This is a genomic window from Dickeya fangzhongdai, from assembly GCF_002812485.1.
Taxonomy (GTDB): domain Bacteria; phylum Pseudomonadota; class Gammaproteobacteria; order Enterobacterales; family Enterobacteriaceae; genus Dickeya; species Dickeya fangzhongdai.
Genome location: NZ_CP025003.1, coordinates 4419932 through 4438398 on the forward strand (window position 1 = coordinate 4419932; position 18467 = coordinate 4438398).

General features: G+C 58.7%; 8 protein-coding genes. 1 reads left to right on the forward strand and 7 read right to left on the reverse strand.

The genetic code is table 11. The features are described 5' to 3' along the window. Window positions 1-274 precede the first annotated feature (274 nt). The gene (locus CVE23_RS19795; protein ID WP_038920353.1) at window positions 275-1021 is read right to left on the reverse strand and encodes a hypothetical protein; all 747 of its coding nucleotides are present in this window, start codon (window positions 1019-1021) and stop codon (window positions 275-277) included. Window positions 1022-1596: 575 nt separating this feature from the next. Here CVE23_RS19795 and nifJ point away from each other — a divergent pair. After that, a complete protein-coding gene (gene nifJ / locus CVE23_RS19800; RefSeq protein ID WP_100850218.1) occupies window positions 1597-5109 on the forward strand; it encodes a pyruvate:ferredoxin (flavodoxin) oxidoreductase in 3513 nt (1170 codons plus the stop codon). Between the two features lie 84 nt (window positions 5110-5193). Here the strand turns inward: nifJ and CVE23_RS19805 are convergent, their stop codons facing one another. From CVE23_RS19805 to CVE23_RS19830, 6 genes are all read right to left on the reverse strand, one after another. Continuing rightward, window positions 5194-6702 carry a TolC family protein gene (locus CVE23_RS19805; protein ID WP_049854748.1) on the reverse strand — a complete coding sequence of 503 codons (1509 nt, stop codon included), beginning with the start codon at window positions 6700-6702 and terminating at the stop codon, window positions 5194-5196. Between the two features lie 89 nt (window positions 6703-6791). Further along, window positions 6792-12671: a DUF4347 domain-containing protein gene (locus CVE23_RS19810; RefSeq protein ID WP_167389558.1), complete on the reverse strand. Its 5880-nt coding sequence runs from the start codon at window positions 12669-12671 to the stop codon at window positions 6792-6794. 107 nt (window positions 12672-12778) lie between these two features. Continuing rightward, on the reverse strand, window positions 12779-13666 hold the full coding sequence (locus CVE23_RS19815) for a phage tail protein (RefSeq protein ID WP_049854750.1): 888 nt from the start codon (window positions 13664-13666) through the stop codon (window positions 12779-12781). A 362-nt stretch (window positions 13667-14028) separates the two neighbouring features. After that, a complete protein-coding gene (locus CVE23_RS19820) occupies window positions 14029-16137 on the reverse strand; it encodes a site-2 protease family protein (RefSeq protein ID WP_100850219.1) in 2109 nt (702 codons plus the stop codon). After that, window positions 16134-17453, reverse strand: a complete 1320-nt coding sequence (locus CVE23_RS19825) for an efflux RND transporter periplasmic adaptor subunit (RefSeq protein ID WP_038920359.1) — start codon at window positions 17451-17453, stop codon at window positions 16134-16136. Before CVE23_RS19825 ends, CVE23_RS19820 begins: the two co-directional genes overlap by 4 nt. Further along, entirely contained in the window at window positions 17450-18256 is an 807-nt protein-coding gene (locus CVE23_RS19830; RefSeq protein WP_038920360.1) for an efflux RND transporter periplasmic adaptor subunit, read from the reverse strand. The genes CVE23_RS19825 and CVE23_RS19830 overlap by 4 nt, the downstream gene beginning before the upstream one ends. Window positions 18257-18467: the final 211 nt, after the last annotated feature.

The window sequence follows — 18467 nt, forward strand, 5'->3', positions numbered from 1 at the left end:
ACAGAGACAAGACAATCGGCAGACCAATTGTTGGAAAAGGGACAATCAGGATAGCGTCTGAATGCGGTATGCGGCCGGCAGCGCCGCCAATCGGCATGCAATCGGAATACGGTACGTTTTCTTAAACGCCGCCATAGTCGATGCGATAAAGAAGATGAATGAAAAGAAAAATAAAAAAACCACGTATGTTATCCAAACGTGGTTATTATTGAAGAATACATTTATACATATTTTATCTATGATTCTGAATTATATCTTCAGAAAAAAACCATCGTTATGAAATTTTCTGTATAGAGATGGAGCCATCCTGGGTGGTATTAGCCGCGGATATCGGTGAATAAACCAGTTGGCTCGAAACACCGTAAAAATTCTTGGTATAAGAATTCCCCGGATTCACCAGAATATCAAAATCCGCGCTGGCAATACCGCTACCGGAGGTGGCAATCACTTTGGTTCTTAATACCTCCTTGATTTCATTTGGCGTATTAACCGCAATAACATCAATACGATTGCCGGAGAAATACAGCCCCACCTGCCCGGTATTACCGGATTGAACGGTCAGTGCATACCAGGCCAGCGGCGGGGTGGCGTACGAGCGGGAATAACCGTTAAAGTGTACGGCACGCCCATCCAGCGGAATTTCCTGATTCTGGATTTTACCCAGCGGAAAATAGAGACTGACCGCGTAGACATCAATGGACGATCCCTGCTGTTCCGTTTTCGGTACGGAAACCGTGATCTCGCTGGCATGGGTCACGCCGGGATTGATGAGATAAGCCAGCCCGAGAGAAAAACCCTGGGACTGTACGGAATCAATCTGATAACTGGTCGGCGCCTGATTGTTATATACCACATTAAAACTGGTTGTATTCCCGGTATTGTTATACGCCACAATGGCAACCGGCTGATTGGGTAAATTCGTGAATGTCACTGCATCCCCCGTACCTAATGTGGTACGGCTGCCGTCATCAATACTTTTTTTCAACTGCACCGCATTCAGAGTTTCAACTGCAATAGCCATATTCCGTTCCTCTTAATGAATAATATATTGGAGTGAAAGCGGTAATATCACCGCCGTCTGATAACTGTAGGCAGTGAATATTTTCCTCTCAAGAAAATAGAATATGATATTTTCGTCAATACTAATCCATTAATGCCAATTGAATTAATTAATTCATCGCATGCTCCATCCCCATTGATATATAGAGATATTTTTAAAACATCCACGCATATTATTTATAATAAAATAATTCAAAAGCGTATTTCTTATTATCAGGCCACAAAATTTGATGGCGGCGACTCTATTATGCGCGCCGCCCTCGTCTGACGCCCGGCAACAGTAGCCACAAGTGCGGGACGCGGCACAACACTTTGTTGGCAGGCCGACAGGATGTCGCAGTCCGTGTCTTGTTCCGCTCAATCACACCGGCGCCACATTGCCACAGCCGCGGCAGCAGCCATCGTAACCCTTTCAATCTCCTGCTTTTCCTTTATCAGGCGCTAACTGGCATAAGCCGTGCTAGGTCAGCCCATGACGGTGCGCCAGCCGGCAAAGCGTAGCTGGCGGCCTTCGACACCACAGAGAGGAACCCGTACATGGCAAGAAAGATGAAAACAATGGATGGCAACACCGCGGCGGCGTATATCTCGTACGCCTTTACCGAGGTGGCGGCAATCTATCCCATCACCCCCTCCACGCCGATGGCTGAAAACGTGGATGAATGGGCGGCGCAGGGCAAAAAGAATCTGTTCGGCCAGCCGGTCAGAATGGTGGAAATGCAGTCGGAAGCCGGGGCGGCGGCGGCGGTGCACGGTTCGTTGCAGGCCGGCGCGCTCACCACCACCTATACCGCGTCGCAGGGGTTGTTGCTGATGATCCCCAACCTCTACAAAATCGCCGGCGAGCTATTACCGGCGGTGTTCCACGTCAGCGCCCGCGCGCTGGCCACCAGCTCGCTCAATATTTTCGGCGACCACCAGGACGTGATGGCGGTACGGCAAACCGGCTGCGCCATGCTGGCGGAAAGCAGCGTACAACAGGTGATGGACCTGTCCGCCGTGGCGCATCTGGCGGCGATCAAAGGCCGGGTGCCGTTCATCAACTTCTTCGACGGTTTTCGCACCTCCCACGAGATCCAGAAGATTGAACTGCTGGAATACGACGAACTGGATACGCTGCTGGACCGGCAGGCGGTGGACCGCTTTCGCCGCGGCGCCCTGCACCCCGACCATCCGGTGGCGCGCGGCACCGCGCAAAACCCGGACATCTACTTTCAGGAGCGGGAATCGGTTAACCGTTTCTATCAGGCGCTGCCGGAACTGGTGGAAGAGACGATGGCGCACATCAGCCGGCTCACCGGCCGCGAATACCACCTGTTCAACTATTACGGCGCGCCGGACGCCGAACGCCTGATTATCGCGATGGGTTCGGTGTGCGAAACCATTCAGGAAACCGTCGATTACCTCAACCAACGCGGCGAACAGGTCGGGCTGCTGACCGTGCACCTGTACCGCCCGTTCTCGCTGACGCATTTTTTTGCCGCCATCCCGCCCACGGTGCAGCGCATCGCGGTGCTGGACCGCACCAAAGAACCGGGCGCACAGGCCGAGCCGCTGTACCTGGACGTAAAAAACGCCTTCTACAATCACGATACCCGGCCGCTGATCGTCGGCGGCCGCTATGCGCTGGGCGGCAAAGATATCGCACCGGCGCACATCGCCGCGGTTTTCAATAACCTGCTGCAGCCCATGCCGCAGGATGGTTTTACCGTCGGCATCGTGGACGATGTCACCCACAGCTCGCTGCCGCTGCCGGTCGATGACATCGATACCGCGCCTGCGGGCACCACCGCCTGCAAGTTCTGGGGACTCGGTTCCGACGGCACGGTCGGCGCCAATAAAAGCGCCATCAAGATCATCGGCGATCAGACGCCGATGTACGCGCAGGCCTATTTCTCCTATGACTCGAAAAAATCCGGCGGGATTACCGTGTCGCACCTGCGTTTCGGCTCCCAGCCGATTACCTCGCCGTACCTGATCCGCAACGCCGACTTTATCGCCTGCTCGCAGCAATCCTACGTCGATAAATACGACCTGCTGGCGGGGCTGAAACCCGGCGGCATTTTCCTGCTCAATTGCACCTGGAACCCGACGGAGCTGGAAGCGGCGTTGCCGGCGGCGATGAAACGCTATCTGGCGCGCAACCAGATTCGCTTCTATGTGGTCAACGCGGTGGACATCGCCCGACAGCTCGGGCTGGGCGGCCGCTTCAACATGATCATGCAGGCGGCATTCTTCAAACTGACCGGGATTATTCCCGCCGATACCGCCGCCGATTACCTGAAAAGCGCGGTCGCCCTGTCCTACGGCAAGAAGGGCCAGAGCGTGGTGGAGATGAATCAGTCCGCCATCGATCAGGGCATGCAGGCGCCGGTTCAGGTGCGCATCCCGACCGAGTGGGCCGACCTGCCGGAACCTGTTGCGACCCTCGACGACACCCAGCCCGATTTTATCCAGCGTATTCTGACGCCGATGAACCGGCAGGAGGGCGATAACTTGCCGGTCAGCGCCTTTACCGGCATGGAAGACGGCACCTTTCCGCTCGGTACCGCGGCGTTTGAGAAACGCGGCATCGCCATCAGCGTGCCCGCCTGGCAACCGGAAGGCTGCACCCAGTGCAACCAGTGCGCGTTTATCTGCCCGCACGCCGCCATCCGCCCGGCGCTGCTGACCGAAGAAGAGCGGGCGCTGGCGCCCGACACCCTGCTCAGTAAACCGGCCACCGGCGCTAAAACGCTGCATTACCATCTGGCGGTGTCGCCGCTGGACTGCTCCGGCTGCGGCAACTGCGTGGATATCTGCCCGTCGCGCGGTAAATCGTTGACCATGCAGCCGTTGACGTCGCAGCAGCCCAAAATCGCGCTGTGGGAACAGGTGCTCGGCCTGCCGCCCAAAGCCAACCCGTTCAGCAAAACCACCGTCAAGGGCAGCCAGTTCGAGACGCCGCTGCTGGAGTTCTCCGGCGCCTGCGCCGGGTGCGGCGAAACCCCGTACGCCCGCTTGATTACCCAGCTGTTTGGCGACCGTATGCTGATCGCCAACGCCACCGGTTGCTCCTCCATCTGGGGCGCCAGCGCGCCGTCCATCCCTTACGCCGCCAACCACCGCGGACACGGCCCCGCCTGGGCCAATTCACTGTTTGAGGACAACGCCGAATTCGGATTGGGGATGCTGCTGGGCGGCAACGCCATCCGCGAACAGCTGGCCGGCGACGCCGCGACGGCGTTGATGCAACCGCTCAGCCCGGCGCTGGCCGACGCGCTCAACCTGTGGCTGGAACTGAAAGACCGCGGCGACGACACCCGCGAACGGGCCGATCGATTAATCACCCTGCTGGAGCATGAAAAAGGCGACGATCCGGTGCTCAACCGTCTCTATCAGAACCGGGATTACCTCGCCAAACGTTCGCAATGGATTTTCGGCGGCGACGGCTGGGCCTATGACATCGGCTTCGGTGGGCTGGACCACGTGCTGGCCTCCGGCGAAGACATCAACGTGCTGGTGTTCGACACCGAGGTGTATTCCAACACCGGCGGCCAGTCGTCCAAATCCACCCCGGCGGCGGCGATGGCGAAATTCGCCGCCGAAGGCAAACGCACCCGCAAGAAAGACCTCGGTCTGATGGCGATGAGTTACGGCTACGTGTACGTGGCGCAGGTAGCGATGGGCGCGGACAAGGCGCAAACGCTGCGCGCCATCGCCGAAGCGGAAGCCCACCCCGGCCCGTCGCTGGTCATCGCCTACGCCGCCTGTATCAATCACGGCCTGAAAGCCGGCATGGGATGCAGCCAGCGTGAAACCAAGAAGGCGGTGGAAGCAGGATACTGGAATCTGTATCGCTTTAACCCGCAGTTGCAGGCGGCGGGTAAAAACCCGTTCACGCTGGACTCCGACGAACCGGAAGCCGATTTCCAGGACTTTTTGATGGGAGAAGTGCGCTATAGCGCGTTACGGCGCCAGTACCCGGAGCAGGCGAGCCAGTTGTTCGCCAAAACCGAACAGGACGCCAGAGAGCGTTTCGAGCGGTACAAACGTCTGGCGGAGGGGTAATGCTGCCAGCGCCTATGATTGTCAGGCAAGGATAGCCGTTGCTCTGGCGCCTGCGTTGCAGGCGCCATCTTAATCACCGGGGAATCAGAATGACTGCAACGCGCCGATCTTCCCTTGCTGCCAGTTGGTTTCAGACTGGCGCAGCGCCTGACTGATATCCGCCAGCCGGTCGGAAGGCAGCGTTTTCGGCAGCAAATCCAACCCAACGGTCGAGAGAATTTGGCCGTAGGTATTGCGCAATTCCGCGTAGGCCAGATCCTGACGCAGATTAGCATTCAGGGCGTTCAGTTCGCCTTGAATCAATTGCAGTTCGCCGATGCTGTTGGCCTTATAGCGATTGCGCAGTTGTTCGGCAATCTGGCCGTCGAGATCGCGCAGTTCCACACTGGTTTTATACTGGCGCACCGCTTCGTTGAAGTTGGCGCGGGCGATATACAACTGTGCCATAACGGCCAGCGACATTGCCTGACGCTGCACTTCCGACACCTTTTCATTGGCCTGAGCGGTCTTATACGCCGCCGGTCCGGACAGCAGATTAAACAGGTTCCAGGTCACCTTCACGCCGACGTCGGCCCAGCTCTGGTTAACCATGAACGAGTTGCTGTCGTAGTGGCCGCCCGCGCTGACCTCCAGCCCCGGCAACATGCGCAGCAGAGATTTACGGGTTTCAGCTGCGTGAACGCGCACCTGATAATCCTGCTCCTTCAGTTCCGGACGGCTAAGCAGCGCGGTCTGTTCCAGGGTATTGAAGTCGACGTTTAATTGCGGCACCGGCATGTCGTTACTGTTCGGCAACGCCAGCGTATACGGGGTATCCAGCGGCAGATTCATCAACGTCGCCAGTTCGGTCTTCGCCAGCGACAATGCCCGGCGTTGTTCTTCCAACTGGCGCACCGCGTCAATCAGCGCACGGCGATAACTGAGCGCTTCAACCGGATCGCCGACCTGCTGCGTACTCATGTGCTCACTGGCTTCGCGCGCCTGATTCACTCGATCGATCAGGCTATCAATCCGCCCCAGCAGGCGCTCTGCCGCTACCGCCCGCCAGTACGCCGAGCGCACGTCCTGAATAATGGTATGGACGACCTTGCGCTTACGCTCGTCGGCGATCCAGCGCTGATCGGCCTTTTGTTTGGCGCTGACATAACTGACGCCGAAATCCAGCACGTTCCACACCATCGTCAGGTCGGCAACGTCGCGGTCGCGTTCCAGCGAGGTGGAAGGCTCCAGCGATTGCCGCCCGGTTTCGATGCTGCGGCTACTGGACGCGCTGGTGTTGCTGCGCCCGACATAGCCCGCCGACATCGCCATCTGGGGCAGCATGTCATAGCGCGCCAGCTCCAGTTGCTGTTGCGACAACGCCTGCTCCATCACCTTAAGCCGGGCTTCCAGGTTGTATTTAAGCGCCCTCGCCATCGCATCGTACAAGGTAATGGGCGCCGTTACCGGCTCCTGTTTGCTGAACATGGCGACCTTATCCAGCTGGATACGTTGCTCGCTTTGTTCTTTCGAAATAGGCTGACTGGTGACGGCACAACCGCTCATCGTCATGACGATGAGGCTGAGACTGAAAAGTTTCCGACCCTTTGACACGATTTCACTCCTGACCTTTGTTGTTATTTTTCGGCTGCTATTGTCATCACTACTGCTATTGCCACGAATGCCTTGTCCCAAGACCGCGTTTATCCTTGCTGTCTATCGTTACTGCTCTGACCGCGATCGGTCTGAGCGCTATTGAACTGCCCCATATCGAGCAACGCCTGTTCAATGGCGGCCAAACGTTGCGATTCCATGTCCCCAATGTGCCGCAACTGACGCTCCAGGCCGGGGGCGAACTCCATCGCCATGCCGCCGGATGGCGTCGTAAGCCGCGCCTCATTTCCGGTGTTGCCTGCGTTGACGCTGATGTCACGCCAGCTACCGCCGGAGAACACCGCCATCGGCGACAAGGAAGGCAGGTTGATCCCTGAAAACACGCCTGCCAGCGAAGAGCTTCCGCCCAGCGCGCCGCCGGTATTGAAACTGGGGAATGACCCCAGCGAACTTTCAAACCGGTTGGCGCCGCCGGAAACAGCGCCCTGCCCGAAGGCACCGGCGATCTGACTGACCGGCGCGCTACCGGTTTGCTGCGTATTCTGGGACGCCTGAAAGATCGTTGACGTTGCCGTCGTGTTGTCTGTCGTTACGCCGGTATTCAGTGAGCCGAGCGGCGTCGGGGCAAATAATGCGCCTAACGTGATCGGCGCATTGGGCGCCACCGTAATCATCGGCACCGGCGCAGCGTTAGTCGGCATCGACCCCGTGCCGTTGACCCTGAATTCCGGGTCGCCGTTATCCACACTATTGCTGTTATCCACATTATTGCTGTTATCCACACTGCTGCCGGTGACGACAAGCCCAAAGGTGGTGCTGACCGAGGCATTACCGCTGTCGGTCGCCGTTACCCGAATGGTCAGGTTACCCACATCGCCGTTGCCCGGCGTGCCTGAGAAGGTGCGCGTCGGCGGATTGAAAGCCAGCCAGCCCGGCAGCGCCGAACCATCCGCCTGCGTCGCGCTCAACGTCAGCGTATCGCCGGTATCGGGATCGGTGAAAATACCGGCCGGTACGGTAAAGCTGAAGCCACCGTTTTGTGTCGCCGTTTGAGCATTCAGCGAGCCGGACACCACGGGCGCATCGTTGACGTTGGTGACGGCCAGCCCGAAGGTGGTGCTGACCGAGGCATTGCCGCTGTCGGTCGCCGTCACCCGAATGGTCAGGTTGCCCACATCGCCGTTACCCGGCGTGCCCGAGAAGGTGCGCGTCGACGGGTTGAAAGCCAGCCAGCCCGGCAGCGCCGAACCATCCGCCTGCGTCGCTCTTAACGTCAGCGTGTCGCCGACATCGGGATCGGTAAAAGTGCCGGCCGGTACGGTAAAGCTGAAGCTGCCGTTTTGCGCGATGGTCTGGTCGGCCACGGGTAGGGAAACGACCGGCGGAAGATTACTGTTGTTAACCGTCAACCCGAAGGTGGTGCTGACCGAGGCATTGCTGCTGTCGGTCGCGGTTATCCGGATGGTCAGGTTGCCCACATCGCTGTTGCCCGGCGTGCCCGAGAAGGTGCGCGTCGACGGGTTGAAAGCCAGCCAGACCGGCAGCGGCGAACCATCCGCCTGCGTCGCGCTCAACGTCAGCGTGTCGCTGCTGTCGACGTCAATAAACGTACCGGCTGGCACCGTGAAACTGAACACCGTATCTTTCGTCGCGCTTTGACCACTGACAGTGCTGCCGACGGTCGGCGCATCATTCACGCTGGTCACCGCCAGCGACGCCTGCGCACTATTGGTAGAGAACGCGCTGCTGCCGCCGGAGGTCGAGGTATCCGCCAGGCCCTTGCTGGCACCCGCCGTCGCCGTGCCGCTGGTTTGATCCCACGCTCTGAAACCCAACGTTGCGGTTTCGCCGTTGGCGCGGTCCGGCATATAGCGAATCTGCGCCGTCGATCCAAGCAGCAGGGCCGATGACCCCGATACCGTACCGACATTAAACCAGTTGGCTCCGCTGTCGGTGGAGTATTGCCAGCCGCCATTCCCCACCGTCGAGGTAATGGCGATACCGCTGGAGGCTCCGCTGTCTACGTCGCCATAGCCGGCATTGCCGAGCAACGACGACACAGTGGTCGCGGCAGATGTCACGTCTTCGGTCGTCGGCGTCAGTGCAACGGTCACGCCGCTGGATAAGGTCGGCGCATCGTTGACGTTGCTCACGGCCAGTGACGCCTGCGCGCTGTTGGCGGAGAACGCGCTGCTGCCGCCGGTGGTCGAGGTATTCGCCAGCCCCTTGCTCGCGCCCGCCGTCGCCGTGCCGCTGGTTTGATCCCAGGCTCTGAAACTGAAGGTGGCGGTTTCGCCATTGGCGCTGTCCGGCATATAGCGGATCTGCGCCGTCGAACTGAGCAGCAGCGCCGACGAGCTGGATACCGTGCCGACGCTGAACCAGTTGCTCCCGCTGTCCGTCGAATATTGCCACGCCCCGTTGCCGGTCAGCGCCGTCAGCGCGATACCGCTGACGGCGCCGCTGTCCACATCCGCGTAACCTGCAGAGCTCAGCAGCGACGATACCGTCGTGGACGACGAAGCGGCGTCTTCCGTCGTGGTGGTCAGCGTAACCGTGGCGCCGCTGGATAAAGTCGGCGCATCGTTGACGTTGCTCACGGCCAGTGACGCCTGCGCGCTGTTGCTAGAGAACGCGCTGCTGCCGCCGGTAGTCGAGGTATCCGCCAGCCCCTTGCTGGCACCTACTGTCGCCGTACCGCTGGTTTGATCCCAGGCTCTGAAACTGAAGGTGGCGGTTTCGCCATTGGCGCTGTCCGGCACATAGCGGATCTGCGCCGTCGAACTGAGCAGCAGCGCCGACGAGCTGGATACCGTGCCGACGCTGAACCAGTTGCTCCCGCTGTCCGTCGAGTATTGCCACGTCCCGTTGCCGGTCAGCGCCGTCAGCGCGATACCGCTGACGGCGCCGCTGTCCACATCCGCGTAACCTGTAGCACTCAACAACGACGACACCGCCGTGGACGACGAGGTGACGTCTTCCGTCGTGGTGGTCAGCGTAACCGTGGCGCCGCTGGATAAAGTCGGCGCATCGTTGACCGGCGTAATAGTGAGCACCGCCTGATTGCTACCGGCGCTGTTTAGCGAACCGTCATTGAAGGTCCAGTTCAGGGTTACGCTGGTCGGCGGATTGTCGGAACTGTTGGCATAGGTCAGGGATTGCAGCACGGCATCGACGATGACCGAGGTCGCGTTGATGTTGAACGTCAGCGCCAGCGTACCGTTCGAATTGGTGGTGACGCTGCCCACCGTCGTGCCGTTGTACGTGAAGTTTTGTCCTTGCGTCAGCACCCCCAGCAAGCCGCTGTTGCCGAAGATATCATTACTGCTGGCTCCGCCGTTGCGGGCGATGGTAATCGACGCGCCGTTATAGTTGCCAAGTCCGGTGTTAAGCGCATCCAGCTCGGTGTCAGCGACCGTAACATCGCTGTCTATCACCACCGCGCTGCCATTTTCGGTATAGGTGGCTCCGCCGTTCAGGTTGCTGAATACCGGCGCGGTATTGGAGGTCGAGGTTATCGACGAGCTGTTGCTCGCCGTCAGGCCGCCCGAGGTAGCCCGCAGCGCCAGCGTATTGGTGCTGCCGCTGTTGGTGTACTGGATAATGAGGCCGGTGTAGGTGGCAATACCACCGGAGGGCGTCAGCGTCACCGTCGTGCCGCTGGCGTCCTGATCGCCGGAGGTGACCGACAGGCTGTTGACGGTGCCGTCAACGGTGCCGTCGTTAGGATCGGTCACCGAGAGCACGATATTGGTGGTGTAATCCTGATCCACCATGCCATTGGCATCTACCGCCTGCACGACCGGCACCGTGCTGAAACTGGTGCTTTGCCCATTCTGAATGGTGACGGGCACCGGCTGGGTGGAAAAAACCAGCCTTGTTGCGACCACATCCGGATCAATTGACGCCGAGGCGGCGCTGACCAGGCTGCCAGATGCGGCGGTAAGCACAAAGTTGGCGTCGGCGTCGCTGGCCGAGGTGTATTTCACGCCGCTGAAGGTAGCGATACCGCTTGATGCCGCCACCGACGTGGTGCCGGTCAGCGAGCCGCTGCCATTTTCGCTCAGCGTGACGGTGCCGCTGAAATCAGTATCGATATTGCCGCGATCGTCAACGGCGATCACGACAGGCTGGGTGGTAAAGTTAATGCCGCTGACCACCGCGGTGGACGGCGACTGGCTGTAAATCAGTTTGGTTGCCGCCACATCAATGCTGGCGCCGCTGCCGTTGGTCACATTGGCCTGGCTGCTGGCAAAGGTGGAACTGCCTGACCCGGTAGTGAAGCTGCTGGCATTCACCGACAGCACCACCGTGTGGTGATCCGTAATGTCGTTACTGCCGGTGTTGTCGTTGTAATACGCCTTGATGGTGTAAGTTTCGCTGCTGCTATTGGCAATCGACAGGCTGAGCCCGGAAAACGTGATTCTGCCGGTGCTGCTGTCGTACGTACCAACTACGTTGGTGGCATCCGGGCCGCTGAGCAGAAACCGCATCTGGCTCAGCTCCGATGACGTCGCCGTCCCGCTGACATTGGCGTAAAAAGCGCTGACGGTAGTGGCCGAACCATCCGACGTACCGGGGTCGGTAATGGTGAAGTCCAGCAGCGAGGCGGCGCTGGCCGCAGAGGTGGCGGTGGTGGAGAATGTCGTCGCTTCGCTGGCCGGCCCGGCAGTCACGGTCGATGTCGCATCTACCGAAGACGCGGCCCGAATATTGTTTAACACCAGGTTATCCAGGTAGTACTCGTTGGTACCCGAGGTAGTAATGGTAATTGAGGACACGCCGACAAAATTGCTGTTAAAGCCGCTGACCGTGGTATAAGACACCGCCCCGGGAAATGTCAGCACCCCGCTCTTATTGTCCCCACTGGTCGATTTACTGGATGAAACCGTGTAGTTCATGTTCCCGACGCCATCGGCATTCAACATATCCAGTGAAGACAAGTCAAAAATATAGCCGGGAATGCTGATGGTGAAAGTCAGCGAATTTGACGAGCTGGAACCATCCGTTTGCACGTCGTATATCATGGTATTGCCATCGCTGTTTAACCCAGCCAGCACGTTACCGACAAAATCGAAATGCAGGGTGTGCGTCCCTTCCTGCCAGGTCTGGTTATTACCGCTACCGCCGCTGGAACCGGCTTCAAAAGTAAAGGTATCCAGCACGCGGGTATATTCGCTCTGCGTAGCCGCCGTTAGCGCGATGTCGGTGTTTATCTCGCCTACTTGCGCTTCCAACACCCAGTCGCCGTTCAACGTCGCCGACCCGGTCAGATCGGTAGACGCCGCCACATCGGCCCCGGTTAGTGCGGCCAGATCGCTGATGAAAGCCTGCCCATTGGTTCCTTCCGCCACATTACAGCCATAAAGCAGAATATCGCCGGAGTCGCTCAACGCCTGGCCGATGGTCGTCAGGTCGGCGCGTCTGCTGGCAAGCATACTGTCGGTCAACGTGACGCTCCCCAGCGTCAGGCTGCCTTCGCCACCATTGCTGATGATATGGATGGCTTCATAACCGGTATGCGTTTGCGCCCATTGCGCTATCTGGCTTAATCCATCCTTGCCGGCATCCAGCAGCACCACCTCAACCCCGTCTTTCACACCGCTGGCTAACTGCTGGTAATCCGCCACCGAGGTGTCAATAAACACCACTTCTTTATGCGTGGCGCTGCCAGCAACCGCAACGCTGCTGTCTGCCGAAGTCGTCGAATCCTGGGTATCGGTATTGTGGCTGGTCGCCTCAGTCGCTTTTTGGTCAGATTGACTGCTGTCGGCATGCGACGCGGTATCGGTTGTCGCGGTTTGCGTAGCCGTATTTTGAGTGGCGGCAGTCTGTTCAACAGTGGCAGCCACCGCGCCATCAAACAGCATTCGCGCTTCCAGCATGACCCCCAGAGGCGATTCCGCGTTGAACTCAGCGCCCTGTGAAACCTGACGACTTTTTTTACCCAGCCAATGACGCCACAACATAAGGATACCTTTCAGGATGTGATTTATTTACAACACAGACCAGCCCGCGTTATGCCGAACTGGTCTGTTTTTTCAGATAATTGCCCCGCGAACCATCCTGTTAGTCATCAATCAGGACGCGGTGGATACAGTCCATTGGCCATAATGCAAACAGTCAGCCCTTGCGAAGGCGACTGGGTCGCCACGTTAACCACCGGCTGCGCTACCCCTGTCACGCTTACCGCCACTGTTCCGCCAGTGACTGTCGGTATCGTTATCGGGAACGACGGAATCGTTGGCGTACCCGTTACCGTACCGCCGCTAATAGACGAGGTAATGGTGCCGCTCACCGGGCCGGTAAGCGTCTGGCTAGGCCCGATAGTAGTATCGGCAGCCGCCGTAGGATTATAAATATTAGGTGCCCCCAACGCGGGTTTGGCCAGTATCGCGCCATTGGTGGGTAGCGGCGCGCTACCGGCGACAGTCGCCCCCCCGGCAATCTTCAGCAGGCCGGAAGTCGCTGCCGTCAGGCTGTGCGTATTGGTGATGGTCTGGCCGCTTACCGTTAGCCCGGTACCGGTTTTTTCCGGCACCGTTACCGTGGTCGTAGAGGTGGTTGCGGTAAAGGCCGCGATGTGGTTATGCGCGGGTAAAGGCACGGTAACATTCACCGCCGGATTACCGATTTTCTGCCCGAGGGTGACGGTCTGTAACCCGAGCCCGGTACCCGTTCCGACTGCCGAGCGTCCACGCAAATCAGGTATCCCGAAGGTGGTTGAGCCGTTGCCGCCGAACTGGAATCCCAGCAGGGAGTACAACGCCTGATAGCTATTGATAGGGACAGTCTGACCGTTGGCCGGAAGCCAGCCGCGCGGGCAAAAAGACATGGCAAAAGAACACACGGTGCCGGTGTAGGCTTCGTCATTACAAGCTGCCGCACTTTGGGGCAGAAAAGCGCTCACGGCAATAGCAGTAGTGATGGCTGATTTTACAAATAAACGCTGAATATGCCTCATACACATCCCTCCTGGAGGAATAGTTGGTTTAATAAATTAACGTTATTAATAGCCAGCATTATAATTTGGATTGAAAATCAAATAACAAGACTACGGTGACGCTGTAAAATCTGTATGACTACTCTGGAATATAGCTCAGCCAGAGAAAAATTCCCTACAAAAAAACAACACTACTTTACATTTTTCATTCAAATGAAATAAATAGAAAAAACAATTTTTTTTGTTTTAATTAGAATAAGATAGTGTGGCCGCACCCGTTCGGAGCCATATCACAGCGAATCCTCACCTTACAACGATGACAAACGCCTTACGGCCACAGCCAATATGACGAACATCCCCTGAAGCCTCCCGGCGTATTCGCATCAGAAACCGCTTTCCCGGATCCCCAGCGCCGCCACCCGACGCCATACCGCACCGAGGATGGATTCTTTTTCTCCTTCAAGAATGACGCTGCCCCGTAGCGGCTGTTGCGGCGGCGAAAACCGCCCGTCCTGCACCGTAAAACGGACGCCATACTGCGCCTGCACCGGTTGGGGGTTATGGTCCCGATCCCGGCGCACGGCGATAGGGCCGTGGCGATCGGACGCCAGCATCTCTTGCTGTAGCCAGGCCACGCCGGTTGGCGCTATGTCTTTCAACTGCACCGCAATGCGGGGATAAGCCGGGTCATCCGCGATAAAATCACCGGTCATGCCCACCTGAGCCCGTTTCAGCGTGTCTTCGGGCAAATACCCTTGTACTTTTCCGCTCCCTTGCTCGACGACGCGTAACAAAGGCATGTCGGTGGTCAGCCAGCGGCCTGCGGTCATATCCCGCGCCACATCTCTGATTTGCCCTGCCTGCGGCGCCGTGATCGACAACCGCTGACGCTGCGCATCCAGTCCCCGATAACGAGCCAACGATTCGGCCAGTTGCCTGTCAAGCACCTGGGTTTCGCTGGCGGTTTCCTGACGCCCGGCGCCCCGCTGCCGTTTTTGCTGCAACACCGCAATCTGTTGGCGTTCAATGTTGATGCGATAATCCAGATCGGACGACGTCAGTTCCAGCAACACCTCGCCGGCTTTCACCTGCTGGCCGTCCGTTACATGCAAGGCTTTAACCTGTGCGGCAATGGGCGCGTAAAGCACGCTGACGCTTTCAGCCTCCAATACCGCCGGAATACGGACGCTGCCGCGCCAGGGAAACAGCAGAAACAGCAGCACAGCCGCCAAAATCAACCCCGAACGCCACAGGCTGACAGGATGAGCAGTTTTACGCATGGACCACCAGATATGCGCTTCCTTAACCACTGGAAGCGCGATAAACCAACCAATTTCCACCAGCATCAGGACGATGCCGACCACCTTGATAAAAAAGTGATACACCACCAGCGCAATGCCGAAAAACAGAAAGAAACGCCATATCCACGAGGCGTATCCCCAGATCAGCAGTTTGCGTTGCATCGCGGGCGACCAGGTTTGCGGCGCCGGGCGGCCGTAGCCAAACAGCGCTTCGCGCAGCCGCCAGCGACACAGGGCATACGCGCGCTCCTGCAGGTTTTCCACCCGCCAAAAGTCGCTCAGCAGAAAGTACCCGTCAAAACGCATCAACGGGTTGAGGTTAACCGCCAGCGTGGTTATCCAGGTTACGCTGGAAAGCATGAAAGCAGCGGTGCGTATCGGTCCGTCAGGCAGCAGCGACCACGCCAGCAGGGCGACGCATGCCAGCATCAGCTCCGCCAGAATACCGCCCGCGCTGATCAGTAGCCGGGCGTGGCGGTCCCGGAGCTTCCAGGCGTCGCTGACATCGGTATAAAACAGCGGGAACAGCACGATAAAAGCCACCCCCATGTTTTGCACCCGGCAACCGGCGCGTTTGGCCATAAAAGCATGCCCCAGTTCATGGATGAATTTGGCGCCGACCAGCGCCACACCGAAGGCGGCCGCCCCTTGCAGGCTGAACAGATGGGGAAAAGAGTGGATATAACGGACCCAGTCCCGGCTGACTAAAAATCCCCCCAGCAGCAGTATTAGCGGTAACGCGATCCGCAGAAACGGCCGGCCGTAACGTTGCAGCCAGGGCCAGCAACGGCTGAGCACCGGGTCCGGACGCCATAATGGAATCCGGAAAAACAGATACTGATGCAGCAGGGTTTTCCACAGACTGATCCGCAATGCCGCAGCCTTGATGGCATAGCCTTGCCGTTGCAGCGGGTCGCTGGCGGCAATCAGATCGTGGTTACGCAGAAACCGCAGCAGTTGTTCCAGTTCTTTATCCTGCAAGGGCAAACCGGGCTCGCGGTTGGCGGCGTCCAGCACCCATTTGGGATGGCGCAGCGACCAGTGCCGCAACAGACGGATCGCCGACGGCGCCAGTTTAAAGTAGCGCCCGGTGACCGGGTCGGCCAGCACCCACTGCGGCGCGCCGTCCAGACCGGTGGCGGACTCCACCAGTTGCAGGTCGGTTCTCAGTTCGGGCAGAAAACCACTCATAGACCGACCGATTGACGCAACACGGCGAGCGGCCGCCGGAACAGATACACCGCCAGCGGCACATATTCGCCGGAAACTTTAGCGGTACCGCGTAGCCCGATGCGCGGCGGCTCGCCGGTGAAACGCGCATCCAGCCGGTAAGCCAGGTTGCCCGCCGGGGTCTGTTCCGACTCGTAAGCGACGCGATCCAGCAGGGCGCCATGCGGCGTCACCGGATCGCTATCGAGAAACAGGGTGATCGGCGCATCCGGCTCCAGTCGAATGGCATCGCCGACATCCAGTTCGATGCGCAGCGATACCGATGCCGGATCGGCTAATTCCATCAATCGTTCACCGGTACGGACCGGTTTACCGGTCCAGCGTTCGGCCTCGGCAAACACCGCGATGCCGTCGCGTTCTGCTCGAATTTCAGCGCGACTCAACAAGGCATTGGCGTAATCACGCTCGGCGCGCTTTTGCGCCACCTGTGCGGCCAGAAAATCCAGCTTCGCCTTGGAATCGGCGTCCTGAAAAGCGCGTTGCGAATTGGCGCGGTACTCCGCTTCCGCCACATTCAACGCCCGTTCGGCAACATCCGCCTGCGCTTTCAGGGTGGTATCGTCAAAGCGCACCAGCAAGTCGCCTTTGCGCACGCTCTGGTTTGGTTGAACGGCAAACGCCTGAATCACGCCATCCAGCGGCGCGGCGACTACTCGCCCGTTGAACGGAATCACCTCTGCCGGAGCAAGCACTGACTGACGCACCGGGATGAACAGGCACCCGACGAGCAGCAGGCAGGGAATAGCCAGTTTCCACCGCCAGCGGGTGCGCCGCCAGACCGGTTGCGGCTCCAGCGCCAGCCAGGCATGACTAAACGCATGAGCCAGTTGTTCCGCCAGCAATTGCTCGGCGCTCTGCCAGGGCTGCTCGCGGGCATACCAGATGCCGCCAAATGTGCGTCCCTGACGGTCTTGCAGCGGCGCCCACAGCACTTCGGGCGCCGACAACGCCAGCCAGTCATTACGGCTTTGTTGATCCAGCGACGCTGCGGTTACCACCGCACACTGCTCATGCTGCTGAGCGTTCTGCAACTGCGCGCCGGCTCGCTCGATAAACGCGACAAAGGGCGCATGCGGCGCCGGCTGAGTCACGCCAGTCACCGCCCGCACCGTGCCGTTGATCACCAGCGCGGCGTGGCGAAACCCAAACAGCGTCTGGCTGTCGTTAACGATGCAATAAGCCAGCGCTTCGGTCGTGTTCGCCGAGCGCGCCTGACGTTCGATGTCCAGAAAGCGGGCGAAGATACGTTCGCCGGAAACAGGGGGCGTATTGCTCACGGTTTCTCCGGAAAATGTGCTGTGCCACTCATTCCTGCCATCAACGCAGTGTCTTTGGTTTCGATGACGCCGGTCAGGCTGAGAGTCTGGCTGCTTTCATCAATACGCGCCCCCAGTCTGGATACGCTGGCCTGCAGCGGCGTGCCGGTTTCATCGGGCGTAAACGTAAAGGTCAGCCCGGGTTTCAACATCGACAGCCAGCGGGACGGCACCAGCAGATTAATCTCCAGATGGCGGTTGTTGACGATATCCAGCACCGGCGCGCCCGGCGCGACGCTTTCATAAGCCTGAGCGCGCCGCTTAACCACCTGACCGTCGAACGGCGCCAGAATACGGCAACGATTAACCTGAATCTGGTAAACCTGGCTTTCCGCCTGCGATTGCGCCAGACGCGCGGCGGACAAGGATACCGCGTGCTTTCCCACCGACTTCAGTTGCGCCAGTTGCTGGTTCTGGCTCAGTTCCGCTTCCGCCGCGCGCATCGCCGCCTGAGACGCCGCCAACTGCGCCTGATAGATGGCACAGTCAAAACGCGCCAGCAGGTCGCCTTTTTTGAATGACTCCCCTTCCCTGAACGGCATTTCCACAATGCGCCCGGCCAGATCGCTGGAAATCGTCGCCTGATCCACCGCCACCAGCATCCCACGCGCCTGATTGTCTGCCGTCGCAAGCGGCTGACCCGCGCTAGTGGGAAGCGGGGAAAGTTCGGGAGCGCTGGCCTGGCTCGCTCCACTGAATCCCGCAGTACAGAAAACCAACACCTTCAACGCATCACAAAACATGAATTTGCTGAAATTATTCACACCAGCCTGCCTTAATCTCGTTGTAGCATAAATTTAATTATTAACAGGTTATCGGCTCTGAATCGCTGAGCCACAGAAATATATCCGCCGTCCGTCCATCAGACGCGAATCAAATCAGTCATCAGGGCAAACAAAACGACCGAGGGCACATTGAACGCCATCGGTCGCGGTTCTGTCGATTATTTCCGTCACACGTTTATGACGCGGGTAT